The sequence below is a fragment of the Mesorhizobium sp. M0340 genome (genome assembly GCF_040321535.1).
Classification (GTDB): Bacteria; Pseudomonadota; Alphaproteobacteria; order Rhizobiales; family Rhizobiaceae; genus Mesorhizobium.
Genome location: NZ_JAMYRR010000001.1, coordinates 75,497 through 101,820 on the forward strand (window position 1 = coordinate 75,497; position 26,324 = coordinate 101,820).

Here is a 26,324-nt window from a genome sequence, read left to right on the forward strand (position 1 = left end):
TGTCCGCCAAAAGCGGGCACGGTCTTGCCGGTCCGGGACTAATGCTGAGCAGGTGTTGCCATGGATATGATGGACAGTTTTGGAAAGATCGCGGCGCCGACCCGCCCGAAAAACGATTTCAACTATGAAGCCGACTGCAGGGCGGCGCTGGCGCCTTTGGTCGACGGCTTGCTGGATATGGCCGAGTCGGCCGGGTGGGACCGCCGCAAGGCGGCCTACACGCTGATGTTTCTGTCGGCTCAACGCGTGGGGGCCGGCACGGAGGAGCGCAAATGATAGCGGCGCGGATGCGCGAATGCCTGCGCCTGCTGCGGTGGTCGGAAAACGATTTCGCCGAAGGGGCGGGATACCCGCTCGCCAAGGCAAAGGCGTGGCTCTACGGGCGCGAACATCCGCCGCTGGGCGTGGCGGCCTGGCTCGAGGCGCTGGTCAAGGTGCATCGGCTGCTGTCGCGGCCGGGCATGCCCCCGATCGCGTCCAACTCGCAGATCGGTGCCATCGTTCTGCAGGCGGCCCTAAAGGATCGAAGCGCCCGCGCGGTTGAGTCCCGAAAGGAGCCGATTGAGCCAGGAAAGGAGAGTGTCATGGATCGTGCTTCGTTCGACAAGCCGGTTACTATCCTCACCGGCCTCGGTACGCCGACGAAGATAGAAAGCGCGGCTGAGGCCTATGCACTTTTGGCTGAATGGCCGGCAACGAGCCGGACGGCCGCGCATGACATCGCCGCAAAAGCGTGCCGTGCAGCACTGGAAGGAGAGATCGACGCCGAAACGGCGCGCGCCACCTTCGTTGCCTTCGCCCGCCGCAACGACCTGCTTGCGCCACAGACGACCGGGATGGTTGCCGGCGAAAGCGTTGCTGGCGCGACGGTTGCCGACTGGGCAACGCGCCCACAGCGCGTCAACGCCCCGGCCTGAGCGAGTGCCAATCTCCCCCTTTGAGGGGGAGATGTCACCGAAGGCGACAGAGGGGGTCGGTACGTCCTGGCGCGACGCCATATTGGACGAAAGAGAAAGTTGGCGCCTCACGCGCGGCGCCCCCTCTGTCCTGCCGGACATCTCCCCCTCGAGGGCCCTCGAGGGGGAGATTACGCGCTCAGCCGCTTTCGCTTGCTAAGCCATCGGCAGCAGCCGGCGCATGATCAGCGAGGCGTGGCCGCCCACGCCGTGTGCAGCCGGCCGGCGCTCGACGACCTCGAAGCCGTGCTTACGATAGAAGGCGATTGCGCGGTCGTTGCCCTCGATCACTTCCAGGGCGATGCTGGGAATACCCGCATGCGCGGCAAGAACGGCATGCAGCAGGTCGGCGGCAAGGCCGGTGCCGTATTCGCTTTTGTCTATATGGAGCCGCTCGAGCATGACCTCGCCCTTGTCGTCCATCGCTGCCATCGCATAACCGGCGAGCGAGCCGTCAGCCCGCTCGGCGACGAATGACATCTTGTTGTCGTCCCCGAGCTCGGACGCCAGCCGATCCGGCGCGTGCCTCTCATCCGATAGCCGTGCCGTGGTCTCGGCACCCAGGATCGGCGAATAGGTCTGTCGCCAGGACCCTCCAAGCAGCCGCGATACCGCCGGAACATCCTGTTCGGTCATGGTTCTTATTTGAGGCATCGCCACCTCCCGGGCAGTTTATGGCACCGCAACGTTCGCTCGGCCATCACCGCCTTACCCGCGATTTCAGCCAGCGGTCGAAGGCCACGGCGAGGATGAGGATCAGGCCGATGACGATGCTTTGCGTGTAGGACGAGACGTTGTTGAACTGCAGCCCGTTCTGCAAGACGCCGATCAGTCCTGCACCGACCACCGTGCCGCCGACGCTGCCGATGCCGCCGAACAGCGAGGTGCCGCCGATAACGACCGCCGAGATCACCGTCAGCTCGTAGCCTATGCCGGCGACGGCTTCGGAGGAGTTGAGCCGCGCCGACAAAACGAAGGCGGCAAGGCCGGCGAAGAAGCCGACGATGATGTAGACCGAGATCAGGATGCGGTCGACACGCAGGCCGGAGAGGCGCGCGGCCTCGGCATTGCCGCCGACTGCGTAGACCGCGCGGCCGTAGCGCGTGTAGCGCAGCACGATGTGGCAAAGGATGGCGGCAATCGCGAAGATGATCGCCGGCACCGGTACCGGGCCGATCAGGCCGGTACCGAACCAGCGCATCGAGGCGTCGAAGCCGGAGATCGGGCCGCCATTGGAGATTGTCAAGGTCAGGCCGCGAAACACGGTTAGGCCGCCGAGCGTGACGACGAAAGGCGGCACTTTCAGCCTGGTGATGGCAAAGCCCTGGACGCCGCCGGCCACGGCGCCGACGACGACGGCGGCGAGAAGGGCGGCGAACCAGCCATAGCCCTGCGTGCCCGTTGTCGACAGCGACAGCGTGTTGGCGGTGCCGCCTTTGGCCACCACCGCCGCGACCATGCCGCAGAAGGCGAGCAGCGAGCCGACCGACAGGTCGATGCCGGCGGTGAGGATGACGAAGGTCATGCCGAGTGCGATCAGGCCGGTGATCGAGATCTGGCGCATGATGTTGAACAGGTTGATCGGGTCGATGAAGCTCGGCTTCAGCACGGTGAAGACGACGATCAGCAACGCCAGGAACATCAGCGGGCCGAAGCTCATCAGCAGGCGCGCAATATTGACGCCACCGCGCTGGCTCCGTTCGGTCGTACTGGTCATTGCGTTGCTTCCTGCTTCTGGTCGAGCGCCATCAGTTCCATCAGTTTCTCCTCGGTCGCCTCGACGCCGGGCATCTCGCCGGTAATGCGCCCGCGCCGCATGGTGACGATCCTGTCCGACACTGCAAGCACCTCGGGCAGCTCCGATGAGATCATCATGATGGCGATGCCGCGCGCGGCGAGTTCCACCAGGATCTGGTGCACTTCCGCCTTGGCGCCGACATCGACGCCGCGCGTCGGTTCATCGACGATCAGCACCTTGGGATCGCGCGCCAGCCATCGGGCAAGGATCACCTTCTGCTGGTTGCCGCCGGACAGGCCCTCGATCGCCTGTTCGGGCGAAGCCATGCGGATCGACAGCATCTTCCTGTAGTTTGCCAGCGCCTCGCGTTCGCGCCGCTCGGCCATGAAACCGACACTGGAGTAGCGGTCGAGCGCGGCGATCGAGAAATTGGTTAGGATCGCGAGTGCTGCGAAGATTGCCTGGTGCTTGCGGTCCTCCGGCACCAGGCCGATGCCGAGCTCGATGGCGTCGGCGGGCGAGGCCGGCGCGATCGGCCTGCCGTCGAGCATGATGGTGCCGGCGGCAATGCGGTCGGCACCGAAGATGGCGCGGGCGAGCTCGGTGCGGCCGGAGCCGACGAGCCCGGCGACGCCGAGGATTTCGCCCGCCTTGAGGTCGAGATCGACGCCTTCGAGTACGATGGCGTGCGGCGCCTGCGGATCGCGCACCGTGCGCAGGCCGCGCACCGAGAGCCGGACGTCGCCGGCGACATCGCGCTGCGTCGGCCTGGCATAGAGCTCGGACGCGGCACGGCCGACCATCTTCTCGATGATCTTCGGCAGCCTGATCGGCCCGCCTTCGCGGTCGAGATGGCCGGCCAGCCTGCCGTCGCGCAGCACGGTCATGCGGTCGCAGATCGCCGATGCCTCCTCCAGCCGGTGGGTGACGAACATGATGGCGACGCCATCCTTGCGCAGCCGGTCCATGATCGACATCAGCCTGTGCACTTCGGTTTCGGTCAGCGCCGAGGTCGGCTCGTCCATGATGATCAAGCGGCTCTTCAGCGATAGCGCGCGGGCGATTTCGACCAGCTGCTGCTCGGCCACCGACAGTGCGGAAACCGGCGTCGCCGGGTCGAGATTGAGCCCGACGCGAGCGATGATCGTGCGGGAATCTTGCTCCATTCGCCGCCAACTGACCAGCCCGAACCGGCCGAGCGGCGCGCGGCCGATGAAGATATTCTCCGCCACGGTCAGCGTCGGGATCAGGCTCAGCTCCTGGTAGATTGTTACGATGCCGTGGCGCTTGGCATCCTGCGGATTGTGCGGGCTGAATTCGACACCGTCGAAGACGATGCGGCCGCTGGACGGCGGCATCACGCCGGATAGGATCTTGAGCAGCGTCGATTTGCCGGCTCCGTTCTCGCCGAGCAGGCCGAGGATCTCGCCGGGACGGACTTCAAGCGAAACGTCGTTCAGCGCGGTGACGCCGGCAAAGCGCTTGGTCACGCCCTCGACGGCGAGCAGGGCGGGAGAGGGCGCAATGGCTTCGACTGGCAAAGGATGCTCCTTGAATTGCGATCCACCCGAAAGGCCAGCGGGACAGCGCCCCCCTCTGCCCTGCCGGGCATCTCCCCCTCAGGGTCCCTCAGGGGGAGATCGGATGTCACCCAGGCTTTCGCTAGTCTCCGGCGTTGAAGAGAAGGCAACGCGTTGAAACTGCCAATCTCCCCCCTTGAGGGGGAGATGCCCGGCAGGGCAGAGGGGGGCGCGACAGAACGCTGCTTTTGGCGCTGTGCGCCCTCGGCGCCTACTTCGTCTCGCCCAGCCTCTCCGCCTTGTCGAGATTGTCCTTGCCGATGACGATCGGCGTCAAAAGCACCAGCTTTTCCTTCGGCTCGGTCTTGTCCCTGGCGTAGGCGACCGCGATCTGCACCGCAGTGCGCGATTGTTCGCCGGGGAATTGCTCGACCGTTCCGGCCAGCTTGCCGTCGCGCACGGCGACCAGCGCTTCGGGAAGCGCGTCGAAGCCGTAGATCTTGACGTCGGTGAAGTTGCGCGCCGCGCAGGCTTCAACCGCGCCAAGCGCCATGTCGTCATTGGCGCAGATGATCGCGTCGGGCTTGCCGTTGGCGGCAAGGCCGGCCTCGGTGACGGACAGCGCCTCGGCGCGGGCGAAGTTGGCGGTCTGCTCGAAGATGATCTGGTACTTGTCCTTCATCGGATCGAGGACGTTGTGCACACCCTTGTTGCGGTCGATCGCCGGGCCGGCACCGGGCTGGCCCTGCAGATGGAAGATCTTGGCGCCGTTCGGGAACGCCGCCACCATGGCCTGCGCTTCGGCCTCGCCGCCTTTGACATTGTCGGCACCGACATGAGCGAGGATGCCCTCGACGCCGTCGACGCGGCGGTCGATGGTGACGACGGGAACGCCGGCCTTGACCGCTTCTTCGATGGCTGGGGCCAGCGCATTGACGTCGAGCGGCGAGATGACGATGGCGTTGACCTTCTGCACGAGTGCCGCCTCGATGTCGGCGGTCTGCTTGGGCGCCGAGTTCTGGCCGTCGCTCTCGATCAGGTTGACGCCCTGCGCCTGGGCTTCCGCCTTGATCTGGTTCAGCATGTGCACGAAGAACGGAAAGCCGAGGCTCGGCACCGAGCCGAGGATGGTCAGCTTGTCCTGGGCAAAAGCCAGTTGCGGAGCGGCCAGCGCCAGGGCGCCCATCGCCGCGGTCGACAGCAGGAATTCACGTCTGTTGATCAATTTAGTCTCCTCCCAGATGAGCGCACGACCCCGGAACCGGAATGGGTTTTCCGGAAGGTTCCTTGCGTCGATTCAAAAATGGAGTGTCCTTCGAGCGCCCAACTCGTGTTTGAAGGGACGCAACGGCGCTCCAGCCGGTCCACCGCGACGTTCTCCTCCGCTCGGTGCCTGCCCAAGGATGCTAGCCAAGGCCGGAGCTTTGCGCAAGAACGGGAGAAGGCAAGACCTACCGATCGATCATCATCATGGTGCGCTCGCCGTAGCGCGGACCGGCGACCTTGCCGGGCGCCAATGCGTCGTCGAGCACCTGCATCTCGGCGGCGTCGAGCCTGATCGAAGCCGCGGCGACGTTCTCCTCGAGGTATTTTCTGCGCTTGGTGCCGGGGATCGGCACCATGTCGATGCCGAAGCCGCTCCCCTTGTGGAGCAGCCAGGCCAGCGCGATCTGACCTGGCTTGACGCGCTTGGCCGCGGCGATGTCAAGTACCATGGCTGCCGCCTGCATGTTGGCGTCATAGTTGGCGCCCTGGTAGCGCGGGTCGCCGCGCCGGTAATCGCCCTCCGGATAGTCTTCTGCACGCCTGACATCGCCGGTGAGAAAGCCGCGGCCAAGCGGCGAGAACGGCACCAGGCCGATGCCGAGCTCCTTCAGCAGCGGAATGATTTCCGGTTCCAGATTGCGCTCCCATAGCGAGTATTCGCTCTGCACTGCCGACACCGGATGAACGGCATGCGCCCGGCGGATGTTGGCGGCACCGGCTTCCGACAGGCCGAAGAAGCGAACCTTGCCCTGAGCGATCAGCTCGCCGACAGCACCCGCCACCTCCTCGATCGGCACCGCCGGATCGACGCGGTGCTGATAGAGGAGGTCGACATGGTCGGTGGCGAGCCTTCTCAGCGAACCTTCCAAAGCCTCGCGGATATGTTCGGGCCGGCTGTCGCGCTCGGTGCCGACTTGCTTGCCGTTTTCGATGCGGAAACCGAACTTCGTCGCGATCGTCACTTCATCGCGCCGGCCCTTCAGCGCGCGGCCGAGCAGCTCCTCGTTAACGTACGGCCCGTAGACTTCCGCAGTGTCGAGGAAGGTGCAGCCGAGTTCGATGGCGCGGTGCAGCGTGGCGATCGACTCCGCCTCGTCGGCCGGACCGTATGACTGGCTCATGCCCATGCAGCCGAGACCAATTGCCGAGACTTGCAGCCCCTGGCTGCCGAGTTTGCGCTTTGTCAATGTCATCTGAGGTTCCCTGGGTCGGTGTCGCAGTCCAAGCCGCCATATCCCATATAGCGCGCCGGTTGGGTTTCCACAGCCGATAGCTGACCGGCCATTTGAATCCAGGTCAAAGTGCGCCGCATCGATGCGCTTACAGTGTCCGCTGTCTTGGGAAGGACGCAAGCAGGCGGGTGGTCCGGGCCGGAAAGGCCAGAAGCAGCTACTAGCTTCGGACCACCCGTGGCCTTGATTGATGCGATCGCCATCAATCACACCATCAGTTGGCAGCGGTGCGCATATAAGACCAATCGCTGGCAGCGTAGCGGCCACCCCTTCGTGCCACGGCGAGCACGCGCCATGCGAAGGCTCCCTTATGACTTGAGAGAGCCACGTTCAGGCTCGAAATATCGACAAAGCCGGAATAGATCTCACTTGAACCAGATGGCACAAGTGCGAGCAACTCCACGAAGAAGCGCACTCCCTCTGGTTGCTGGCGTGCCGTCCACACTAGCTCGACACTATTTGCGCTGGAGCCAATCAACTCGCCATATGTAGGCGCGATGAGTATTGGAGCGGAAAGCGTCGCGGCCTTTGCGCCACCAGAGCGAATGGCAGTCAGGCGCGCGCGAGCAGCCGGGAGACCGGATGCTTTGAACCACGCACGGGCGAGATCGACGTTTTGCGGAACGCCTTGCCCTGCCTCGTAAAGCTGGCCGAGATTATATGCCGCTCTTCGAATGCCATGAGAGGCCGCACGCGCGTACCATGTGGCGGCTTGCGCCATATCCGGGGACACGCCGCGGCCGCTGTCAAGCATGATGGCAACATTGAATTGTGCTTCGGGCAGACCCGCTTCTGCAGCACGGCGGTACATGTCGAAGGCGAGCCGAGCACCTGTCGGCCCGCCCATCAAGTCTTGTCGCAGTGCCTCGCGAAACAAAGCACTCGGATCCTCGGCGCTAGCCGGCGTCACCGACTGTGCGAACGCGAGCAATAGACTGGCCGCGGTCACGAAGCGGCGCACGGCGTTAGCGCCAGGTGATCTCGACACGACGGTTTTCAGGTTCGGCAATACCCTCTTCGGTCGGAACCGCGAGTTCTGTTTCGCCTTTCGCCAGGACCTGGAACCGGTCGACCGGAAGTCCGCGATCGAGCAAAGCTTTCAGCACCGCTGTCGCCCTGCGCTGAGAAAGCAAGAGGTTCTGCGCTGGTGGTCCGGCACGATCGGCACTGCCAGTAACGATCATGACTTGCGGCTTGCCCTCGTTGAACGCGCGAGACGCTTGATCGAGGACTTCTCTGTCCTTGGGAAGAATTGTGCTGCTGCCGGTGCCGAAATGGATGACCAATGGGGCCGGTCCACTTTGTGGTTTCGCGCTTTCCGGCGTCGCGGGCGAAGGCGGATCTGTTTGCGCGAAAGCAGATGTGCTTCCCAGCAGGACAATAAAGGCAAGATGGCGAACAAAGCAACTGAGGTTCATATCAGACTCCTGTTTTGCGCTACCTTACTAGTTACCGCCCGATTGCCACTTCGATAGTTCCGGGGCGGGGGAGTGAACCATCGTCCGCAAATGCGCGCTGGATGAGTGCAGCTTCCACAAGCCCAGCCGCTATACGCTCTGCGCTTGGTCGATCTTCATTATAAAAGTACGTGACTTCGTTTGCCCGAGAGCTTGTGGGTGAATTGCCAGATTTTACGACGTCGAGCCCCTGAGCTCGCAGACTCCGCTCAAGGGTCGCCGCTCGTGTCCGCGCGGAATCGCGGTTACGCGCAAAGCGCAGAATGACTCGTGGAGTTGCATCTGAGGGCAGAACGATATCAGGCGATATGCCGATGGTTGCGGTAGACTGAGGCTGAGACGACTCTTGAGGCTGAAATGCTTCAGCAAACTGCTTTTCAAGGCGATCCATCTGCTTTTTCAAGGCGATCCATGCCGGCATGATTGTCCGTCGCCTGCCGCCGCAATTTCTCGATCTGAGCCACGAGCTCGGACCGCTGGCGATCGAGTGCGGCCGCATCCGGCGACGGCGCCCGGGCGACGTCGCTCACCTGCGCTCGCAACTGCGCCAGCTCCGTGCGATCGGCGGTCGCGTCCTGCCGCAGCTTTTCGATCTCGGCCACGAGCTCTGCCCGCTGGCGATCGAGTGCGGCCGCATCCGGTGACGGTGCCCGGGCGGCTTCTCTCACCTGCGTCCGCAGCTGCGCCAGGGCCGCACGGTCGGCGGTCGCCGCCTGCCGCAGCTTTTCGATCTGAGCCACGAGCTCGGACCGCTGGCGATCGAGTGCGGCCGCGTCCGGTGATGGTGCCCGAGCGACGTCGCTCACCTGCGCTCGCAACTGCGCCAGCTCCGTGCGGTCGGCGGTCGCCGCCTGCCGCAGTTTCTCGATCTGAGCCACGAGCTCTGCCCGCTGGCGATCGAGCGTAACCGCATCCGGTGGCTGTGCCCGGGCGGCTTCTCTTACCTGCGTCCGCAGCTGCGCCACGGCCGCACGGTCGGCGGTCGCGTCCTGCCGCAGCTTTTCGATCTCAGCCACGAGCTCGGTCCGCTGGCGATCGAGCGCATCCGGCGGAGGCGCCCGGGCGGCTTCGCTTACCTGCATCCGCAGCTGCGCCACGGCCGCACGGTCGGCGGTCGCCGCCTGCCGCAGCTTTTCGATCTCGGCCGCGAGCTCTGCCCGCTGGCGATCGAGCGCAACCGCATCCGGCGGAGGCGCCCGGGCGCCTTCGCTCACCTGCGCTCGCAACTGCGCCAGCTCCGCGCGGTCGGCGGTCGCCCCCTGCCGCAACTTTTCGATCTCGGCCGCGAGTTCAGTCCGCTGGCGGTCGAGCGTAACCGCATCCGGTGGCGGTGCCCGGGCGGCTTCTCTTACCTGCGTCCGCAGCTGCGCCACTGCCGCGCGGTCGGCGGTCGCGTCCTGCCGCAGCTTTTCGACCAACTGGAGGAGGTTCGTGCTGTCGCCCGCCGCCACCTGCTGCAATTTTTCGATCTGACCCAAAAGTTCGGTCAACTGGCGATCGAGCGTAGCCGAATCCGGTGGCGGCGCCCGGGCGGCTTCGCTCACCTGCGTCCGCAGTTGCGCCACGGTCGCGCGGTCGATCGTCGCGTCCTGCCGCAGCTTTTCGATCTCAGCCGCGAGCTCGGCCAGCTGGCGATCGAGCGGGGCGGCATCCGTCGAAGCCGCCTGGGCGGCTTCGCTCACCAGCTCCGTGTGATCGGCGGTCGCCTGCTGCCGCAGCTTTTCGATCTCAACTGCGGACGCAGTCGAGAGCGTAATTGTCGCGCCGACGATCAACATACTAGCCAAGAGTATTTTTTGCCATTTGACACGAAACCAGCCCCTGGATTTCAGCAACTCGGCGCCGCTTGCAGGTGGAACCGCAGCTTTGAGGCCAATGTCTGTCCGTTTTCCGTTCGTCAAAAAAGCGACCTCGGTCGGGGGCTTGCTATCCCGCGACGCCAATTGGAAGACGTGCACCACGAGCCTACGCATAAATTCGAGCTTTTAGCTTCATCCATTCGAGGGATGCTTCATCCAGTCCGGGGAAGTGTCACGTCCTGATATATGGACGTCGGGCACTATGCGCCGGCGGTCGTGGGACGCTCGCTCGCCGAAATTGACACGACACCCCGTCTCAGCCATCCTTAAGCCGGCCGTCTTGTCTTGCGGCTCGCGTGTATGAGCAAATTGCATGGCCAGTTCCGCTACCAGCCAAAAATCCAAGCGCGCCGCGGTGCGCAAGGCGCTCGACCGCCACAAGGTCTACATCACCGCGCAGCGTTTTTCCGCCGGCAGCTACAGCGCGCGCGTGCTGGTCGATGGCGAGGCCTATTGGGTCGACGAATTCCGGCTCAGCCAGCTGCAGCAGGGCCTGTCGCCGGCCGAACTCGAATTGACACCGGCCACCGACGATTGAGCGGCGTGACCTCCCATCCTTCGTCATCCCAGGGCGGAGCAGGAGCGAAGCTGCGTCGCGGAGACCCTGGGATCGATGCCGTGACATTGGAGCGCCGCTGCGATGGGATCTTGATGCTGCGCTCGTTGCTTTTGCCCGCCACCTACGTCTAGTCCATGCCAGCTCGTTCGAAGCTCAAGGCCTATCGCGCCAAGCGCGAGTTCACGAGGACGCCGGAACCGGCCGGCGGTCTGGTTGCCCTTGAGGGCAATCGTTTCGTCGTCCACAAGCATCACGCCACCGCCGATCACTACGATCTGCGCCTGCAGGTCGGCGACGTGCTGAAGAGCTGGGCGGTGCCGCGCGGCCCCTCGCTCAATCCGGCCGACAAAAGGCTGGCGGTCGAGACCGAGGACCATCCGCTCGAATATATCGACTTCGAAGGTGTCATTCCCGAGGGCGAATATGGCGGCGGGCCGATGATCGTCTGGGACACCGGCATCTGGGCGCCGATGGACGACGTCGAGAAGAGCCTGCGCACCGGCTCCTTCAAGTTCCGGCTAGCCGGCGAGAAGCTCAATGGCGGCTGGATGCTGGCGCGGCTGAAGCCGAAGGCCGGCGAGGATGAGGGCAAGAAGAACTGGCTGCTGTTCAAGGAGCGTGATCTGGCCGCCGACGCCAAGCTCGACATACTGGAAGCCCGGCCGGAAAGCGTCAAATCCGGACGCCGCATCGAGGAACTGGCGGCAACGCCGAAGCCCGCCGCCAATCCTGCCAAGCCGGTGGTGCTGAAACCCGGTGCTTTGCCGGGCGCCGTCAAGGCGCCGTCGCCTTCCCGGATCGAGCCGCAACTGGCTACGCAGGTTCCGAAGCCGCCGGGCGGCGATGATCCCGCGGCCCGAACGGGCGAAGCCTGGCTGCACGAGATCAAGTTCGACGGCTACCGCACCATGGCGCATGTTTCCGACGGGAAGGTCAGGCTGATCACCCGCGCCGGCCTCGACTGGACGAGGCGCTATGGCGACCTGCCGCTTGCCTTCGCCAGGCTGCCCTGCCGCGAGGCGATCATCGACGGCGAGGTCGTCGCGCTCGACGCCAAGGGCATCAGCCGCTTTGCCCTTTTGCAGGATGCGCTGGCCGAAGGCGCCGGCAACAAGCTCCACTTCTATGCCTTCGACCTTCTCTATCTCGACGGCTGGGACCTGAGGCAAGTGCCGCTCCGCCGGCGCAAGACGCTGCTTTCGCAGCTGCTGTCCGGTCTTGGCGCCAACTCCGCCATCCAGTACAGCGATCACGCCGAGGGCGACGGCCAGGCGCTTTATGACCAGGCATCGGAAATGGGGCTGGAGGGCGTCGTCTCGAAACGTGCTACGGCGGTCTACCAGAGCGGCCGCACCAAGACCTGGACCAAGACCAAGGCGCTTCAGACCGGCGATTTCGTTATCGCCGGCTACACTGTCTCCGACGCGGCCGAGGGGCTGGCCGCACTCGGTCTCGGCGAATTCGAGGATGGCGAGCTGCACTATCGCGGCAAGGTCGGCACCGGCTTCGACGCCGCCACCGCCGGCGAGTTGCTGGCGCGGCTGGAGCCGTTGCGCGCCGGGGCGTCCGCGCCGGAAGGTGTTCCGCGCGAAATCATGCGCGAGATGAACTGGGTGCGGCCGCTGCTTTCGGCGCATATCCACTACGCCAACCGGACCACCGACAATGCGCTGCGCCATGCCGTGTTCCGCGGCCTGCGCGACGTCGGCCTGTCGACGCCGGTTTCGGCCAAGCGCAAGCGGCTGATCGCCGAGGCCGACCTCGCAACCATCTGGGTGACCAACCCGACGCGGCGGCTATTCGGCAAGACCGGCCCGACCAAGCTCGACATTGCCGTCTATTACGCGCTGGTCGGCGATTTCATGCTGCCGCACATTCTCGGCCGGCCGGTGTCGCTGGTGCGCTGCCCGACCGGCAGGCCGCAGGACTGTTTCTTCCAGCGCCATGCCTTCACCGGCATGCCGTCCTCCGTGGCGACCTTCGAGGCGACCAACGCCGAGGGCGAGACCAAATCCTATCTCTCGGTGGAAGACGCCAAGGGCTATCTGGCGCTGGCGCAGTTCGGCGTCGTCGAGTTCCACACCTGGGGCACCCATCGCACGCGGCTCGACAAGCCGGATTTGATCGTTTTCGATCTCGACCCGGGCGAGGGGATCGCCTGGCGCGACGTGGTGGAGGCGGCGGTGCACATTCGCAGCGAGCTCGAAGCGCTAGGGCTGGTGCCGTACGCCAAGACCTCCGGGGGCCACGGCATCCACATCACCGTGCCGGTGACACAAAAGCAGAACTGGAAGAAACTGCACCAGGCGACCAGCGCCATCTCCACGCATCTTGCCGCCACCGCGCCCGACACTTTCACCACCACCATGGGCAAGGAGAACCGCAAGCGGCGCATCTTCATCGATTATCACCGCAATGCGCGCGGCCACACCTCGGCGGCTCCCTATTCGCTGCGCGCCCGCACCAATTTGCCGGCCTCGACACCGGTGAGCTGGAGCGACCTGGAATCCATCGACGCCCCGCAGGATCTGAATTATTCGTCACTGCCGGGCCTGCTGGCGACGTCAGGCGACCCTTGGGCCGACATGGAAGATTTCGCCCGGGATTTGCCGTTGATAGCCACCGCGAGGTAGTTCTGCGGGCTGCCAGACTCCATCGACGCTCCGGAAAATTTGAATTATTCTTCGCCATGGACCTCTTGCGTGCAGGCGGCTCTCAGCGGAGGAAGATTTCGCTAGGGATTTGCCGGTATTGTAAGGGCCCGGTATTGTAAGGGCAACGTAGGATTTCGGCAGTCCCGTTCGTCCTCCGGACGAATGAACGCTGCGAACTGTTCGACAGCACAAGGCCGCGTAGGAGTATTTCATGGCGCCCAGGGCAAGTTGGAAAGGTTACCTCAAGCTCAGTCTGGTCAGCTGTCCGGTCCGGCTCTATCCGGCGACGAGCGCCAGCGAACGCATCAGCTTCAATCAGCTGCACAAGAAGACGCACAACCGCATCAACATGAAGCCGGTCGACCCCGAGCTCGGGCTGGTCGAGCGTTCGGACCTGGTCAAGGGCTACGAATACGAGGACAAGCAGTACATCATCATCGAGGACTCCGATCTCGATGCGGTGCGCATCGAATCCAACCATACAATGAACATCGAGGCTTTTGTCGACGAGCATTCGGTCGACGTCATCTATCAGGACGCGCCCTATTACCTGGCGCCGGATGGCGCAATGGCCGAGGAGACCTTTGCCGTGTTGCGCGAAGCGATGCGCAAATCGGGGAAGCTGGCGATCGCCCGCCTTGTGCTGTCCAGCCGCGAGCGCGTCGTGACGATCGGCGCGCGCGAGAACGGTATGTTCGTCTGCACCTTGAGGAATCCGAACGAAGTGCGTGGCACGGCTGAATATTTCGGCAATATCCCGGCCGGAAACCCCGATCCCGAAATGCTGCAATTGGCCGAAGCGCTGATCAAGCAGAAGGAAACCACCTTCGATCCAAAGAATTACGAGGACCGCTACGAGATCGCGCTGATGGCGATGATCCGCGAGAAGCTCAAGGGCCACAAGCCTATCATCGCGGCGGCGCCTGAGCGCGGCAATGTCATCAACCTCATGGATGCGCTGAAGGCGAGCCTGTCGCAATCGGCCAAGCCGCCGGCCAAGTCCAAGAGCAAGGCCGATGAAACGGCCAAGCCCGCGGCGAAATCCGCCAAGGCCGGCGCCGCCGCGGCCAAGGATAACCCGCTCAAGGCGAACCTTCTCAAAGCCGTCGGCAAGAGCAAGGCGTGACGGCTCTCGCCGGCACGGTCTTCGGCATCGTCGGCGCGCTGGCGGCCTTTCCGCTCAGGCTGGCGGCGCGCGAGGTCGAGCGCCGGCACGGCCAGTTGCGGCGCGGCGTCACTCGGCGCACCACTCATGTCGTGTTGGGCCGCATGTTGCTCGCCAGGGCCGGCGATACCGAGATTGAACGCCGCGTCGTCACCGAGCGCGCGGCCGGGCGCAAGCTGGTCAGCGAGAACGGCTTCCTGCGCCTGCTCGGGCTGATGAAAGCGCCGGAGGCTTCGGCGCTGCCGCGGCAGTCCCTGATCGACCAGTCGCGGCTGACCGGCGCGGATCTCGACCTTTTGTCGCTGTTCGATGCCTTCGAGCATGATTGCGAACCGTATTCCTTTCGCGACCTGATTCTCGCCCGCAAATATGCCGGGCTGGTTGCCGGCGGCGCCTCATGGGGGGCGATCGCCCGCTCTGTGCATCGCTCGGGCCCGGTCGCCTCGCTCACCGCCAAGTCGCTCGCCGTCGGCTCGCAGCATGGGCGGGCCGACGCGATCTATCTCGAGGGAGGCCAGAGCGAACTCGACGGCCAGCTGCTGTTCGATCTGGGAACGCGGGATGACGACACGCTGGAAGAGCTGTTCGCCGATGCCGAGGCGGCGGAAGAGGCTGAAGCCCACGAGCAGGCGGCGGCACTCTACCAGCGCTGTCTGGCCATCGACCCGAGCGATGCGATCGCCGCCTTCAACCGCGCCAACTGCCTGCGCGCCGCCGGCCAAGCGGCCGAGGCGGCGCACGACTATGCCCGCGCCATCAAGTGCGACCCCGGCTTCGTAGAAGCCTGGTTCAATCTTGCCGGGCTGATGAGCGAAGAGGGGCGGGTAGCCTCGGCGCGCCGCCATTTGCTGAAGGCTATCGCACTCGATCCCAATTATGCCGACGCGGTGTTCAACCTTGCGAGGCTGGAGTTCGACGCCGGCAATTTCGCTGAGGCGCGGCGTCGCTGGGTGCGCTACCTCGAACTCGATCCCAACTCCGAATGGGCGCGTATGGCGGCCAAGGGGATACAGTTCGTCGATTTGCAGCTGGCGCGGATGTCGGGGTGACGATGATTAGCGAAGGCCGAGATGACAGCCAATCTCCCCCCTTGTGGGGGAGATGTCCGGCAGGACAGAGGGGGGCGCTGTCCCGCCGACAGGTCGATCAATTGCAGAGCGTGGTTCCGCCTAGAAGGTCGACCGGAGGCTGGCATTTCTTCACGCCCCCCTCTGCCCTGCCGGGCATCTCCCCCACGAGGGGGGAGATTGGCAGCGTCGCAGTCGGCTCTCTTCCTGCACCGATTTACCCGCTGCCATGACCACCTTCCTCTTCGACGGCCCCGACACCGCCGCCATCACCATCCTGCTCGCGCATGGCGCAGGCGCTCCTATGGACTCGCCCTCGCTGACAGCCACGGCAAAAGCGCTCGCCGCGGCCGGTTTCCGCGTCGCGCGCTTTGAATTCCACTACATGGCGGCCCGCCGCTACGGCCATCGCAAGCCGCCGCCGCGCGCCGAGACGGTTAACCCGGAATACATCAAGGCGATCGCCGACCTCAGGGCGAAGGACGTGAAGGGGCCGCTCATCATCGGCGGCAAGTCGATGGGCGGACGCGTCGCTTCGATGATCGCCGACGAGATGTTTTCGAAGGGCGAGATCTCGGGCCTGCTTTGCCTCGGCTATCCGTTCCATCCGCCGGACAAACCGACGCAGCTTCGGACAAAGCACCTCGCCGATCTCAAGACGCCGACATTGATCCTCCAGGGCACGCGCGACGAGTTCGGGATCAAAGACGAGGTCGCGACCTATGCTCTGTCCGAGGCGATCGAGATTCTCTGGCTGGAAGATGGCGACCATGATCTGAAGCCGCGCAAAAACATCTCCGGCTTCTCCACCGCCGATCATCTGAAGACGCTCGCTGATGCGGTGAAGGCGTGGACCGAACGCATCGTGCGCTGAAGCAGGCCGATGAAGATCGCCACCTTCAACGTCAACAACATCAACAGCCGGCTGCCGAACCTGCTCGCATGGCTGGCCGCCGCCAAACCCGACATCGCCTGCCTGCAGGAGCTCAAGGCGAGACAGACACAGTTTCCGCGCACTGCGCTGGCGGCCGCCGGCTACGGCGCGGTTTGGGTCGGGCAGCCCACCTGGAACGGCGTCGCCATCCTTTCGCGGGGCTCAGAACCCGTTCTGACCCGCGAGGCGCTGCCCGGCGACGATAGCGATCAGCAGGCGCGCTACATCGAAGCGGCGGTCAACGGTATCCTCGTCGCCTCGCTCTACGCGCCGAATGGCAACCCGCAGCCCGGCCCGAAATTCCAGTACAAGCTGGCCTGGCACGAAAGGCTGGAGGCGCATGCGGCGCAGTTGCTCGATACCGGCCTGCCCGTGGTGCTGGCCGGCGACTACAACATCGTGCCCGAGGCGCGCGACATCTACCCGACCCGCTCCTATGACGACAACGCGCTGGTGCAGCCGGAAAGCCGCGCGTCGTTCCAGCGGCTGCTCGACCAGGGCTGGCTTGACGCGCTGCGCAAGAAGCACCCGACGGAGACGCTCTACACATTCTGGGACTATCGCCGCAATCGCTGGCCGCGCGATGCCGGCCTGCGGCTCGACCATATCTTGCTCAGCAAGAAACTGTCGCGCCGGCTGGTCGCGGCGGGTATCGACCGCGACGTGCGTGGCGAGACCGGCGCCAGCGACCACGCGCCTGTCTGGGCGGAGTTGCGGTGAAGCACGAAAACTGGCGCCGCCTTTCCGGGCGCCAACCAGTCAGGTTGGCCGCGCCGCTTCACGGGCGAACGCTTCGATCAAAGGGGCGTATCCCTCAAGGTCGGGCTGCGTAGCGAAACTGTGGGTAGCGGCGGTCGAAGCCCAGGGCAGCTTTTCCGATGAGAAGACTTCGACGAAAGGCACATACCAATGATGTTCGTCCAGCATGGTCGCACGAATGTTGACGAAAAAGTCCAGGCCATGCGGACGCGTGAACATCCAGTTCTTGCAATCCCGGCAATAGAGTTGCCGGTGCGGGCCGTGCAGGCCGCCGACCGCCGGCTCGCCTTGGGTGACGGCGAAACCGGCGCTCGGCACGGCGATGGTCAAGGAATACGCGCTGGCGCTCAGTTTCTGGCAGCCGGTGCAGTGACACGCCATCGTCAGCAAGGGCGGGGCACTTACGCGAAAGCGTATCCCGCCGCATAGGCAACCGCCGTCCCAAGGTAGCTTCCAATCGTCCATGGCTGGCCTCGCGTTAGCCTCTGCCTGCGATCTAGCGTGCGACCGCCAAGCTGCAATCTCTCCCTTGACGGTCCCTCAAAGAAGGGCATCGGCAGCTTAGCCGTCCCCGAACCCGCGTTCGCTCGCGGCCGCGGCAGTTGAAGCGATCACATGATTGACGAAGCTGTTCGCGCCGAACCAGCGGGTGAACTGGCATTTCGTTGCCGACATGCCGTTGCGCGTCTCGTCGCTGCGCGGCCTTGGCGCCTATTGCAACGTCTTTTCCATCGAAATCTTCATGACGAGCTGGCGCTCGAGCGGGTGAAGGCGGTGCTTGGGGTTCAGGATTTTATCCTGCCCCAGGAATCGTGAACACCACGTCGGCGCGGCCGTAGCCGCCATCGGCGACCTCCTCGATCAGCACCATGGTGTAGGGGCGCACGCCTTCGCCGAACATTTCGACGAACAGGGCTGTGGTCTTGTGGACGAGGTCCTCCTTCTGTGCGGCGGACAGCGCGCGCTCAGGTACCTTGAAGTTTGCAAAGGGCATGACGTCGATTTCCTGTTGGTTGTTGGAGGTAAAGTCAGACCGTGCCGCCATTGGCGCGCAGCACCTGGCCGTTGACCCAGCCGCTGTCCGGTCCGGCGAGGAACGACACCACGCCGGCGATGTCGGCGGGCTGGCCGAGCCGCCCCAGCGGGATCATCCTGGTGATCGTTTCGACCAGTGCCTCAGACTTGCCGCCGAGGAACAGCTCGGTGGCCACCGGCCCCGGCGCAACGACATTGACTGTGATGCCGCGCGGCCCGAGTTCCTTGGCCAGCACATGCGTCATCGCCTCGACGCCGGCCTTGGTGGCAGCGTAAACGCCGTAGGTCGGCTGGTAGAGCCCGACCACGCTGGACGAGAAGCTGACGATGCGGCCGCCGTCGCGCAGCCTTCTTGCGGCCTCGCGCATGCCACGAAAGACGCCACCGAGGTTCACCGCGACCTGCTGCTCAAAACCGGTGTCGTCCATCTGCGCGATCGGCGCGAGCTTCATGATGCCGGCGTTGTTGACCAGCACGTCGAGGCCGCCAAACGCCTGCTCGGCTGCGTCGAACAGATGCGCCACGCCTTTGGGATCGCCGACATCGGCCTGAACGGCGATCGCCGTGCCGCCCGCCGCTTCGATCCCGCGCACCACGCCTTCGGCTGCTTCGGCGCCCCTGGCATAGTTGACGACGACCGAAAAGCCGTCGCGTGCCAGCCTTCTGGCAATTTCGGCGCCGATACCCTTCGAGGCGCCGGTTACCAGCGCCACCTTTGCATTCCGCGCAGTCATGTCAGCTCTCCAATTCTTGTCGGCTGAAAATAGGCGATAAGTCCTGCGGGATAATCGCTCGGGACTTGCCAACACCATTCGGATATGGCGAACAATGGCGATGGACAGTCTCGACCGGATGCGCCTGCTTGCCCGTGTGATCGAGCGCGGCAGCTTCACCGCGGCCGCCGCCGATCTGTCGATGTCGCGATCGAGCGCCACCGAGGCGATCAAGGACCTCGAGGCGCGGCTGGGGGTGAGGCTGCTGGAACGCACCACGCGCCATGTCAGGCCCACATTGGACGGCCAGGCCTATTACCAGCGCTGCCTCGCAATCCTTGCCGATGTCGAAGATGCCGAGGCCGGCTTTCAATCGGCGCAGCCGCAGGGCCTTTTGAGGATCGACGTGCACGGCTTCATGGCCCGCCATTTCATCCTGCCGCGGCTCACCGAATTCCTCGACCGCTATCCCGGGATCGACCTGCATATCGGCGACGGCGACCGGCTGGTCGATCTGGTGCGCGAGGGCATCGACTGCGTGCTGCGTTCCGGCGAACAGGCCGACAGCGGCATGATCGTACGGCGGGTGGCAACATTGCGCGAAGTCACCTGTGCCAGCCCCGCCTATCTCGAAAAGCACGGCATGCCGGCAACCCCCGACGATCTCGAAGGCCATCTGATGGTCGGCTTCCGCTCGTCGCGCACCGGCGAGGTCATGCCGCTCGAATTCACCGTTGGCGGCGCGTTGCGCTATGTCACGCTGCCGAACCGGGTGACGGTCAACGGCTCCGACACGATGGCGGAGCTGGCGCGTCTCGGCTTCGGCCTGGTGCAGGCGCCGCATTACCGCTTCGCCGGGGATTTCGCACGCGGCACGCTTGTCGAAGTGCTGCCGGATTACCCGCCGTCGCCGACACCCCTGTCGGCGCTCTACCCACAGAACCGCCAGCTCGCGCCACGGGTACGCGTGTTCATCGACTGGGTGACCGGGATTTTTGGCGAGGGCGGGACATCCGGCCGGGTGTGATCGTCCGGACCGCCGGCTACTTTGCGAAGGCGATCGGACGAGATAAACATCGCGCTTGGGTTTAGTGACAAGATCGGGACCGGGACCAAGACCAGAACCAGCGCAAAGTCCATGTCAACGGCGAGCCTGTCATTATGCATCGGAGCGGCATCGGAGCGGCGCGCGCTTCACCGGGAGTGTCCTTGTGCCGGCCGGTGCGACTTGAGGACGGGCGCGCCGCCGGCGCCTATGAGGCGACGGGATCGGGTGAGTGGTCCTGCTGCAACCAACAGTGTTGAAGGAATGCAGTAGCCAATAGGGAAGCTCCAGTGAGAAGATTTCGTGTAGTCGGCGCGATTATGCTCGCAACCTACGGCGCCTCGCACGCCCAGACTGTGGACGAAGGCATCCACCGCGACGCGCATGGGCCGTCGACGATGTGCGGTTTCCACGGTGCTGACGCACTGGATTTGGTCGAGCAACTGAGGGCGTCTCCCGCGTTGCGTCGGGTTGCTGCCTCATCCCGCTTCGAACTGTTCGTTTCTGCTGAAGGGCTGACACAGTGGAGTTTCACAAGGCCCACCGAACAAGCGTATCCCGCCATAACCTGCAATCGCCTCAGCAGGGACCGGCAGGGCAGTTGGTACCAAACACGGACTATGCGATGCGAAGCGGGTCGCCGGGCATGCGATGGGCTCTTTGCCGAGTTCCAGCAGCTGGACGAGCGATTCCGGCGGGCGATGCAACGATAGGGTTCAGACAATTTGGCGCGGGGCGCCTCACCACTTGCGGGCTTCCGCCGGCGCGGCCTATCGCGTATTGGCGCGGGAACTCTCCTTTGGCCTTTCCTGGAAAACCATGATTCGTCTCGAAAGCATCAGCAAGCAGAACGGCCGGCAGATCGTCTTCATCGAAGCCTCCGCCGCGTTGCAGAAGGGCGAGAAGGTCGGGCTGGTCGGGCCTAACGGCGCCGGCAAGACAACGCTGTTTCGCATGATCAACGGCGAGGAGCAGCCTGACGAGGGCCAGGTCTCGGTCGATCGCGGCGTCACCATCGGCTATTTCAGCCAGGATGTCGGCGATATGTCCGGCCGCAGCGCCGTTGCCGAAGTGATGGACGGCGCCGGGCCGGTGAGCGAAGTGGCGGCCGAGATGCGCGCGCTCGAGCACGCGATGGGCGACCCCGATCGCGCCGGTGAAATGGACGAGATCATCGCCCGTTACGGCGAGGCACAGCACCGCTTCGAGGAGCTCGACGGTTACGCGCTGGATGGGCGTGCTCGCGAGGTGCTGGACGGCCTTGGCTTCAGCCAGGAGATGATGGACGGCGACGTCGGCAAGCTGTCCGGCGGCTGGAAAATGCGCGTGGCACTGGCCAGGATCCTTTTGATGCGGCCCGACGCCATGCTGCTCGACGAGCCGAGCAACCATCTCGACCTCGAAAGCCTGATCTGGCTGGAGCAGTTCCTGAAGAACTACGACGGCGCGCTGCTGATGACCTCGCACGACCGCGAGTTCATGAACCGCATCGTCAACAAGGTGGTCGAGATCGATGGCGGCTCGCTGACCGCTTACTCCGGCAACTACGAATTCTACCAGCAGCAGCGGGCGATCGCCGACCGGCAGCAGCAGGCGCAGTTCGAGCGCCAGCAGGCGATGTTGGCCAAGGAGATCGCCTTCATCGAGCGCTTCAAGGCGCGTGCCTCGCATGCCGCGCAGGTGCAGAGCCGGGTGAAGAAGCTGGACAAGATCGACCGCGTCGAGCCGCCCAAGCGCCGCCAGAAGGTATCGTTCGACTTTCAGCCGGCGCCGCGCTGCGGCGAGGACGTGGTGACGCTGAAGAACGTGTACAAGGGCTATGGCAGCCACTCGATCTACGCGGGATTGGATTTTCAGGTGCGCCGCCGCGAGCGCTGGTGCATCATGGGCGTCAACGGCGCCGGCAAGTCGACGCTGCTGAAGCTGGTCGCTGGCGCTTCCGAGCCGGACAATGGCACGGTTGCGCGCGGGCCTAGCGTCAAGATGGGCTATTTCGCCCAGCACGCCATGGAAGTGCTGGAGGGCGAGCGCACCGTGTTCCAGACGCTGGAAGATGCATTTCCGCAGGCCGGCCAGGCGCCGCTCAGGGCGCTGGCCGGCTGCTTCGGCTTTTCCGGCGACGAGATCGAGAAGAAGTGCCGCGTGCTGTCGGGCGGCGAGAAGGCGCGGCTGGTGATGGCGCTGATGCTGTTCGATCCGCCCAATTTGCTGGTGCTGGACGAGCCGACCAACCACCTCGACATCGCCACCAAGGAAATGCTGATCACAGCACTGTCGCAGTACGAGGGAACCATGCTGTTCGTCTCGCATGACCGCCATTTCCTGGCGGCGCTGTCGAACCGGGTGCTGGAACTGACGCCCGAGGGCATCCACACCTATGGCGGCGGCTATACCGAATATGTCGAGCGCACCGGGCAGGAGGCGCCGGGGTTGCGGAGCTGAGGCGCGCACCCAGCTCTGCCGCTCGATTCCGGAGGCTAAGCACGAGCTGTTCTGCCGTGTATCGCAATTTCGCGCAGCGGATCGCCGCCGTCGATGAACAGCCGGCCTTGCGCGGTCAACGCCGCCTTGAGCCGTCGCAGGGCAATTTTTCCTGCTTTGGGATGACGCCCGTCCAGCGCGCCGACGCGCACCGCAACGGCAATGTCGAAGTGCTTCTCATCGGCCTCCAACTCGAAATCCTCGATGGCGACTTGGCGAAGGCTCAGCCGGCCTGCCGCAATCTCGGCGCGCGAAGCGGCCCCGGCCTGCGCGATGGCCTTTGCCGAGCGGTCGATCGCCAGCACGTGCCCGCCGCCGATCCGGCGCGCGATCTCGCGCGCTGCAGCGCCCGGTCCGCAGCCGATCTCCAGCACTCGCATGCCCTGCCGCAAGGGCAGGGCATTGACGATCGCCAAAAGCCTTGGCGACAAGTCGTTCGCCATACGCTCTTCTCCAGCTTTTTCGCAATCCGAGATTAGCGACCGCGGCCGGCGACGGGAAGGCCGAGAGACGCGGGCATCGCCGATGTGTTCAGCTGGTATGTTCAGTTGGGTGCTGCTTGAACAGGGGGCATGATCGACATCGAAGAGGTCGACGATCCGGTCTCAGCCGCGGGCGATCGGGCGGACCCCGAGCGGCCCGGCGTCGTTGACCTGAGGGGTAGGGAGGGACTGGCGCCGAGCCTAACCGGTTGGGGGGTAGATCACCGGCCGTTTATGTGTATACGCTCAAGCTAATATGAGCGCAAGCTAATGTTGTGCCTCAGCGATGTTGGACGATTGTGCCGATCAGTGGCCGGTTGTGGCTTCCTGCCGCGCCCTCCAACCCGGCCAACACCGCTTATTGCCTTCAAGTCCTGGCTCCATTGCTGTACCCCGGCCGAAATTCAAGGAGCCTGCAATGACCTCACATCCCGACATCCCCGACGCCAGCATGGCGGTCGATGGGGCCGGCATGACAGCCGATGACCGGCGCGCTCGCGAGGCGGATGCCGCATGGCGGGACGATGTTCGCGAGGGCGTGCGGCATGTAGGCGATCTGGATTCGCTGCCGCTGTCGCCAGCCGAGCGGGCGGCGGCCGAAGCTGCGGCCACGCGCCACAAGGTTCGCATCCCCAAGGCCTATCTCGACCTGATCGACTGGAACGACCCCGCCGATCCGATACGGCTTCAGGTCATCCCGTCGCCCGACGAACTGGCAGAGCAGGAGGGCGAGCTCGACGACCCGATCGCCGACCACGCCTTCAGTCCGGTGCCGAGATTGACGCATCGCCATGCCGACCGGGTTTTGCTGTTCCCGACCTATCAATGCGCAGTCTATTGCCGGTTCTGCTTTCGCAAGGAGCAGCTGACCTCGATCGGCCGCGGCTATACGCGCGAAGCTCTCGACGAGGCCTTCGCCTATATCGCGGCCCATCCGCAAATCCGCGAGGTGATCCTGACCGGCGGCGACCCACTGTCGCTGCCGGACAAGGTGCTGGCGGAAATCCGCGCCCGAGTCGAGGCGATCCAGCACGTGCGGCTGTTGCGCATCCACACTCGCGTACCCGTCGCGCTGCCGTCGCGCGTCACCGGCCGGTTGGTTCAAGCCTTGCAGGGCCGGCTGATGGTCACGGTCGTCACCCATTTCAACCATCCACGCGAAATCACGGAGGCGACCGAGCGGGCCTGCCGCACGTTGCGGCAGGGCGGCTTCGTGCTGCTGAACCAGAGCGTTCTGCTGAAAGGCGTGAACGATACGGTCGAGGTGTTGGAAGAGCTGTGCCGCGAGCTGATGTATCGTCTTGGCGTCAAACCCTATTACCTGCACCACGGCGACCTCGTGCCCGGAATGGCGCACCGGCGCACCACGATCGCCGAGGGCCAGGCGCTGGTCAGCGCCTTGCGTGCGCGCCTGTCCGGCATCTGCAATCCTGTCTACGTGCTGGACCTGCCGGACGGCGGAGGGAAAGTCCCGCTCGGCCAGTCCTATCTCGAGGCGTGCGAAGGGGAGACGTGGCGAATACGTGGGCTTGATGGGGTTGTGAGGGGGTATGGAGAGCTGGTTGGGGAGGAGGGACGCGCAGCCGCCGTCCAAGCCGGCCCACCTTGGTGACCTGACACGCAGCCCTTGATCACGGAAGCATGCGTTAACTGCTGTTCTATTTGGTGGTTGCGCAATTGCCAAAATAGTGAAAACGTTGGTCCGGGGTAATGGGTTAGGGGAGTTCGTCCCGGCTGTTGCGAGTTACGGGGCGGCGCAAAAGTCATGAACTTTCCACGGTTTCTGGTGGGGCTGACCACCATATCGTCCATCGTGGCGATCTCGACTTACCTTGCGACGGGTTCAATCTGGAAGACGCTGGCCTGGACGATCTTGACCTTGATCGTCATGCAGGTTGGATATTTCCTGTTCGTCGTCCGGTTGATCTACGGATCCGGGGCGAAAAGCGCAGAGGTAAAGCCGCGGCGTCTGAGGGCTGTGCCGCCGAACCGTCGAGGTCGCGTTCAGCTTATGTAGTAATGTCCCATATAGATATGATGGTCTAGACAGGACATGTTCGGTTCTGGGAATGTGCATTGGACGTTCCGTTAGTTTAGTCAACTAATATATATCGCCCAACTCATATCGTCGTTTTTGAGCTAGCGGGAAAACCTGCCTGCTGCTTGTGCGACGGTGCCTAACGCCACATTTTACAACCGGCTGGCAAGCTCCCTTTTGTTGATGCCAGCTTGGATGGCGGCGGTAGAGACGGGCCTGAGCAGTCGGCCGAAGCTGCCGATCTCCCCTACAAGGCGAGAGATCGGCGCGTCGTCGGCTTAGCTTTTGGCCGCCGCGAGCTTGTCTTGCGTCTTGGTCTCGAAATCGCTGGCATCATGGCGCTCGTGCAGCTGCATCGAAGGCTCGCCGAAGGTGCGGTTGACCATGCGGCCGCGCTTGACCGCCGGCCGCGCGTCGATGGCGTCGGCCCAACGCTGCACGTTCTTGTACTGCTCCACCTGAAGGAACTCGCCGGAATCGTCATACATGCGGCCCTTGGCCAGCCCGCCGTACCAGGGCCACACCGCAATGTCGGCAATCGTATAGTCGCTGCCGCCTAAATACTCGCTTTCGGCGAGGCGTCGGTCGAGCACGTCCATCTGCCGCTTGGTTTCCATGGCGAAGCGGTCGATGGCATATTCGATCTTCGTTGGCGCATAGACATAGAAATGGCCGAAGCCGCCACCGAGATAGGGCGCCGAGCCCACCTGCCAGAATAGCCATGACAGGGTCTCGGCGCGGGCCGGCTGCTCCGTCGGCAGGAATTCGCCGAATTTTTCGGCGAGGTAGAGCAGGATCGAGCCGGATTCGAAGATGCGGACCGGCTTTTTCCCACTGCGATCCATCATGGCCGGAATCTTCGAGTTCGGGTTGACCTCGACGAAGCCGCTGCCGAACTGGTCGCCGTCGTTGATGCTGATAAGCCAGGCGTCGTATTCGGCGCCGCTGTGGCCGAGCGCCAGAAGTTCCTCCAGCATGATCGTCACCTTGACGCCGTTCGGTGTCGCCAGCGAATAAAGCTGCAGCGGATGCTTGCCGACCGGCAGTTTCTTGTCATGCGTCGGGCCGGCGATCGGCCGATTGATGCTGGCGAAAGCGCCGCCATTTGCCTTGTTCCAGGTCCAGACTTTTGGCGGCGTGTATTGGTCCGTTGCGTAGTCGTTCATTCGGGAGGCCTTTGGAAGGGTTGGGTTGGGAGGATATCAGATATCAACGTGGGTAGTGGCGGAGGAACTTTGCATAGGGCAGCTTGGGATAGCCGTAGGTACAGATAGGGCTGCCGGCGCTGTTGCAAAACCCGACGCGAACGGCGCGGCGCCGGTCCACGCCAAAGCCGGCGCCACCTCTTGCGCCTGATCACCTGC

General features: G+C 64.3%; 26 protein-coding genes. 13 read left to right on the forward strand and 13 right to left on the reverse strand.

The annotated features are described in order from the left end of the window. Positions 1–60: 60 nt before the first annotated feature. Together NKI79_RS00440 and NKI79_RS33185 are read left to right on the forward strand one after the other, a co-directional pair. Positions 61–276, forward strand: coding sequence for a hypothetical protein (locus tag NKI79_RS00440; RefSeq protein WP_254819654.1), 216 nt, complete (start codon positions 61–63; stop codon positions 274–276). Then, entirely contained in the window at positions 273–917 is a 645-nt protein-coding gene (locus tag NKI79_RS33185; protein WP_502909779.1) for a DUF982 domain-containing protein, read from the forward strand. The genes NKI79_RS00440 and NKI79_RS33185 overlap by 4 nt, the downstream gene beginning before the upstream one ends. A 195-nt stretch (positions 918–1,112) precedes the next feature. Here NKI79_RS33185 and NKI79_RS00450 read toward each other — a convergent pair whose 3' ends face one another. From NKI79_RS00450 to NKI79_RS00485, 8 genes are all read right to left on the reverse strand, one after another. Further along, entirely contained in the window at positions 1,113–1,610 is a 498-nt protein-coding gene (locus NKI79_RS00450; RefSeq protein WP_352799296.1) for a GNAT family N-acetyltransferase, read from the reverse strand. Positions 1,611–1,656: 46 nt separating this feature from the next. Next, positions 1,657–2,673, reverse strand: coding sequence for an ABC transporter permease (locus NKI79_RS00455; protein WP_254819652.1), 1,017 nt, complete (start codon positions 2,671–2,673; stop codon positions 1,657–1,659). Beyond that, on the reverse strand, positions 2,670–4,235 hold the full coding sequence (locus NKI79_RS00460; RefSeq protein WP_352799297.1) for a sugar ABC transporter ATP-binding protein: 1,566 nt from the start codon (positions 4,233–4,235) through the stop codon (positions 2,670–2,672). The genes NKI79_RS00455 and NKI79_RS00460 overlap by 4 nt, the downstream gene beginning before the upstream one ends. A 250-nt stretch (positions 4,236–4,485) precedes the next feature. After that, a complete protein-coding gene (locus NKI79_RS00465) occupies positions 4,486–5,436 on the reverse strand; it encodes a substrate-binding domain-containing protein (protein ID WP_254819725.1) in 951 nt (316 codons plus the stop codon). Between the two features lie 229 nt (positions 5,437–5,665). After that, positions 5,666–6,673: an aldo/keto reductase gene (locus tag NKI79_RS00470; protein WP_352799299.1), complete on the reverse strand. Its 1,008-nt coding sequence runs from the start codon at positions 6,671–6,673 to the stop codon at positions 5,666–5,668. 253 nt (positions 6,674–6,926) lie between these two features. Beyond that, a complete protein-coding gene (locus NKI79_RS00475; RefSeq protein WP_352644984.1) occupies positions 6,927–7,721 on the reverse strand; it encodes a tetratricopeptide repeat protein in 795 nt (264 codons plus the stop codon). After that, positions 7,678–8,130 (reverse strand): OmpA family protein, encoded by a 453-nt coding sequence (locus NKI79_RS00480; RefSeq protein ID WP_352644983.1) that lies wholly within the window; start codon positions 8,128–8,130, stop codon positions 7,678–7,680. Before NKI79_RS00480 ends, NKI79_RS00475 begins: the two co-directional genes overlap by 44 nt. A gap of 416 nt (positions 8,131–8,546) precedes the next feature. Next, a complete protein-coding gene (locus NKI79_RS00485; RefSeq protein WP_352799301.1) occupies positions 8,547–10,070 on the reverse strand; it encodes a coiled-coil domain-containing protein in 1,524 nt (507 codons plus the stop codon). Positions 10,071–10,341: 271 nt separating this feature from the next. Here NKI79_RS00485 and NKI79_RS00490 point away from each other — a divergent pair, with 271 nt between their 5' ends. The 6 genes from NKI79_RS00490 to NKI79_RS00515 all read left to right on the forward strand — a co-directional run bounded on the left by NKI79_RS00490 (position 10,342) and on the right by NKI79_RS00515 (position 17,127). Further along, complete coding sequence (locus NKI79_RS00490; protein WP_352799302.1) at positions 10,342–10,566, forward strand: hypothetical protein; 225 nt, start codon at positions 10,342–10,344, stop codon at positions 10,564–10,566. A 155-nt stretch (positions 10,567–10,721) separates the two neighbouring features. Further along, positions 10,722–13,220, forward strand: a complete 2,499-nt coding sequence (gene ligD / locus NKI79_RS00495; RefSeq protein ID WP_352799303.1) for a DNA ligase D — start codon at positions 10,722–10,724, stop codon at positions 13,218–13,220. Positions 13,221–13,452: 232 nt separating this feature from the next. Further along, positions 13,453–14,367, forward strand: coding sequence for a non-homologous end joining protein Ku (gene ku / locus NKI79_RS00500; RefSeq protein WP_352705267.1), 915 nt, complete (start codon positions 13,453–13,455; stop codon positions 14,365–14,367). Next, positions 14,364–15,455, forward strand: coding sequence for a tetratricopeptide repeat protein (locus NKI79_RS00505; protein WP_352799306.1), 1,092 nt, complete (start codon positions 14,364–14,366; stop codon positions 15,453–15,455). Before ku ends, NKI79_RS00505 begins: the two co-directional genes overlap by 4 nt. A 247-nt stretch (positions 15,456–15,702) precedes the next feature. After that, the gene (locus tag NKI79_RS00510) at positions 15,703–16,347 is read left to right on the forward strand and encodes an alpha/beta hydrolase family protein (RefSeq protein WP_352799308.1); all 645 of its coding nucleotides are present in this window, start codon (positions 15,703–15,705) and stop codon (positions 16,345–16,347) included. Between the two features lie 9 nt (positions 16,348–16,356). Beyond that, positions 16,357–17,127, forward strand: a complete 771-nt coding sequence (locus NKI79_RS00515) for an exodeoxyribonuclease III (RefSeq protein WP_352799310.1) — start codon at positions 16,357–16,359, stop codon at positions 17,125–17,127. A 39-nt stretch (positions 17,128–17,166) separates the two neighbouring features. Here the strand turns inward: NKI79_RS00515 and NKI79_RS00520 are convergent, their stop codons facing one another. Then, the gene (locus tag NKI79_RS00520) at positions 17,167–17,631 is read right to left on the reverse strand and encodes a GFA family protein (protein ID WP_352799312.1); all 465 of its coding nucleotides are present in this window, start codon (positions 17,629–17,631) and stop codon (positions 17,167–17,169) included. A gap of 154 nt (positions 17,632–17,785) precedes the next feature. On the opposite strand from NKI79_RS00520, the gene NKI79_RS00525 reads away from it, so the two are divergent. Then, complete coding sequence (locus NKI79_RS00525; RefSeq protein WP_352799314.1) at positions 17,786–17,935, forward strand: hypothetical protein; 150 nt, start codon at positions 17,786–17,788, stop codon at positions 17,933–17,935. A gap of 24 nt (positions 17,936–17,959) precedes the next feature. On the opposite strand, the gene NKI79_RS00530 is transcribed toward NKI79_RS00525, so the two are convergent. Together NKI79_RS00530 and NKI79_RS00535 are read right to left on the reverse strand one after the other, a co-directional pair. Beyond that, positions 17,960–18,160 (reverse strand): tautomerase family protein, encoded by a 201-nt coding sequence (locus NKI79_RS00530; protein ID WP_352475732.1) that lies wholly within the window; start codon positions 18,158–18,160, stop codon positions 17,960–17,962. Positions 18,161–18,194: 34 nt separating this feature from the next. Further along, entirely contained in the window at positions 18,195–18,935 is a 741-nt protein-coding gene (locus NKI79_RS00535; RefSeq protein WP_352475535.1) for an SDR family oxidoreductase, read from the reverse strand. A 100-nt stretch (positions 18,936–19,035) separates the two neighbouring features. Between NKI79_RS00535 and NKI79_RS00540 the strand changes: the two genes are divergently transcribed. Together NKI79_RS00540 and NKI79_RS00545 are read left to right on the forward strand one after the other, a co-directional pair. After that, positions 19,036–19,941 (forward strand): LysR family transcriptional regulator, encoded by a 906-nt coding sequence (locus tag NKI79_RS00540; RefSeq protein ID WP_352705293.1) that lies wholly within the window; start codon positions 19,036–19,038, stop codon positions 19,939–19,941. 837 nt (positions 19,942–20,778) lie between these two features. Continuing rightward, positions 20,779–22,401 carry an ABC-F family ATP-binding cassette domain-containing protein gene (locus NKI79_RS00545; RefSeq protein WP_352799315.1) on the forward strand — a complete coding sequence of 541 codons (1,623 nt, stop codon included), beginning with the start codon at positions 20,779–20,781 and terminating at the stop codon, positions 22,399–22,401. A 35-nt stretch (positions 22,402–22,436) separates the two neighbouring features. Here NKI79_RS00545 and NKI79_RS00550 read toward each other — a convergent pair whose 3' ends face one another. After that, complete coding sequence (locus NKI79_RS00550) at positions 22,437–22,883, reverse strand: SAM-dependent methyltransferase (protein WP_352799317.1); 447 nt, start codon at positions 22,881–22,883, stop codon at positions 22,437–22,439. Between the two features lie 511 nt (positions 22,884–23,394). Here NKI79_RS00550 and NKI79_RS00555 point away from each other — a divergent pair. Both NKI79_RS00555 and NKI79_RS00560 read left to right on the forward strand, forming a co-directional pair. Further along, positions 23,395–24,534: a KamA family radical SAM protein gene (locus NKI79_RS00555; protein WP_352799717.1), complete on the forward strand. Its 1,140-nt coding sequence runs from the start codon at positions 23,395–23,397 to the stop codon at positions 24,532–24,534. 153 nt (positions 24,535–24,687) lie between these two features. Next, complete coding sequence (locus NKI79_RS00560; RefSeq protein WP_302896853.1) at positions 24,688–24,939, forward strand: exopolysaccharide production repressor protein; 252 nt, start codon at positions 24,688–24,690, stop codon at positions 24,937–24,939. Between the two features lie 299 nt (positions 24,940–25,238). Here NKI79_RS00560 and yghU read toward each other — a convergent pair whose 3' ends face one another. Continuing rightward, positions 25,239–26,126 carry a glutathione-dependent disulfide-bond oxidoreductase gene (gene yghU / locus NKI79_RS00565; protein WP_352475531.1) on the reverse strand — a complete coding sequence of 296 codons (888 nt, stop codon included), beginning with the start codon at positions 26,124–26,126 and terminating at the stop codon, positions 25,239–25,241. Positions 26,127–26,324: the final 198 nt, after the last annotated feature.

What these genes read in the sequence shown, in the direction of transcription:
- NKI79_RS00555 (WP_352799717.1), top strand. Translation starts at nt 23,395, where the DNA reads ATGACAGCCGATGACCGGCGCGCTCGCGAGGCGGATGCCGCATGGCGG.
- NKI79_RS00480 (WP_352644983.1), bottom strand. Translation starts at nt 8,130, where the DNA reads ATGAACCTCAGTTGCTTTGTTCGCCATCTTGCCTTTATTGTCCTGCTG.
- NKI79_RS00530 (WP_352475732.1), bottom strand. Translation starts at nt 18,160, where the DNA reads ATGCCCTTTGCAAACTTCAAGGTACCTGAGCGCGCGCTGTCCGCCGCA.
- NKI79_RS00510 (WP_352799308.1), top strand. Translation starts at nt 15,703, where the DNA reads ATGACCACCTTCCTCTTCGACGGCCCCGACACCGCCGCCATCACCATC.
- NKI79_RS00550 (WP_352799317.1), bottom strand. Translation starts at nt 22,883, where the DNA reads ATGGCGAACGACTTGTCGCCAAGGCTTTTGGCGATCGTCAATGCCCTG.
- NKI79_RS00490 (WP_352799302.1), top strand. Translation starts at nt 10,342, where the DNA reads ATGGCCAGTTCCGCTACCAGCCAAAAATCCAAGCGCGCCGCGGTGCGC.
- NKI79_RS00515 (WP_352799310.1), top strand. Translation starts at nt 16,357, where the DNA reads ATGAAGATCGCCACCTTCAACGTCAACAACATCAACAGCCGGCTGCCG.
- ligD (WP_352799303.1), top strand. Translation starts at nt 10,722, where the DNA reads ATGCCAGCTCGTTCGAAGCTCAAGGCCTATCGCGCCAAGCGCGAGTTC.
- NKI79_RS00440 (WP_254819654.1), top strand. Translation starts at nt 61, where the DNA reads ATGGATATGATGGACAGTTTTGGAAAGATCGCGGCGCCGACCCGCCCG.
- NKI79_RS00535 (WP_352475535.1), bottom strand. Translation starts at nt 18,935, where the DNA reads ATGACTGCGCGGAATGCAAAGGTGGCGCTGGTAACCGGCGCCTCGAAG.
- NKI79_RS00520 (WP_352799312.1), bottom strand. Translation starts at nt 17,631, where the DNA reads ATGGACGATTGGAAGCTACCTTGGGACGGCGGTTGCCTATGCGGCGGG.
- NKI79_RS33185 (WP_502909779.1), top strand. Translation starts at nt 273, where the DNA reads ATGATAGCGGCGCGGATGCGCGAATGCCTGCGCCTGCTGCGGTGGTCG.
- NKI79_RS00540 (WP_352705293.1), top strand. Translation starts at nt 19,036, where the DNA reads ATGGACAGTCTCGACCGGATGCGCCTGCTTGCCCGTGTGATCGAGCGC.
- NKI79_RS00545 (WP_352799315.1), top strand. Translation starts at nt 20,779, where the DNA reads ATGATTCGTCTCGAAAGCATCAGCAAGCAGAACGGCCGGCAGATCGTC.
- NKI79_RS00450 (WP_352799296.1), bottom strand. Translation starts at nt 1,610, where the DNA reads ATGCCTCAAATAAGAACCATGACCGAACAGGATGTTCCGGCGGTATCG.
- NKI79_RS00455 (WP_254819652.1), bottom strand. Translation starts at nt 2,673, where the DNA reads ATGACCAGTACGACCGAACGGAGCCAGCGCGGTGGCGTCAATATTGCG.
- NKI79_RS00470 (WP_352799299.1), bottom strand. Translation starts at nt 6,673, where the DNA reads ATGACATTGACAAAGCGCAAACTCGGCAGCCAGGGGCTGCAAGTCTCG.
- NKI79_RS00560 (WP_302896853.1), top strand. Translation starts at nt 24,688, where the DNA reads ATGAACTTTCCACGGTTTCTGGTGGGGCTGACCACCATATCGTCCATC.
- ku (WP_352705267.1), top strand. Translation starts at nt 13,453, where the DNA reads ATGGCGCCCAGGGCAAGTTGGAAAGGTTACCTCAAGCTCAGTCTGGTC.
- yghU (WP_352475531.1), bottom strand. Translation starts at nt 26,126, where the DNA reads ATGAACGACTACGCAACGGACCAATACACGCCGCCAAAAGTCTGGACC.